General features: G+C 57.3%; 1 rRNA gene (cut by a window edge). It reads left to right on the top strand.

Going from position 1 to position 220, the window contains the following annotated elements:
- Positions 1-174, top strand: a 16S ribosomal RNA gene (locus ASG69_RS21990); its annotated part reaches 893 nt to the left of the window's first position; the annotation flags it as partial.
- Positions 175-220 lie beyond the last annotated feature (46 nt).

Raw genomic sequence — 220 nt, 5'->3', positions numbered from 1 at the left:
CGGTGAATACGTTCCCGGGCCTTGTACACACCGCCCGTCAAGTCATGAAAGTCGGTAACACCCGAAGCCAGTGGCCTAACCGCAAGGAGGGAGCTGTCGAAGGTGGGATCGGTGATTAGGACTAAGTCGTAACAAGGTAGCCGTACCGGAAGGTGCGGCTGGATCACCTCCTTTCTAAGGAGCATCTGGACACGGCGCTCTTTTGGAGCGTGTCGGTTCC

The sequence above is a fragment of the Rhodococcus sp. Leaf225 genome (genome assembly GCF_001426145.1).
Taxonomy (GTDB): domain Bacteria; phylum Actinomycetota; class Actinomycetes; order Mycobacteriales; family Mycobacteriaceae; genus Rhodococcoides.
Note: the sequence above shows the minus strand (reverse complement) of the source record. Positions and strands in the feature narration are given on the sequence as shown.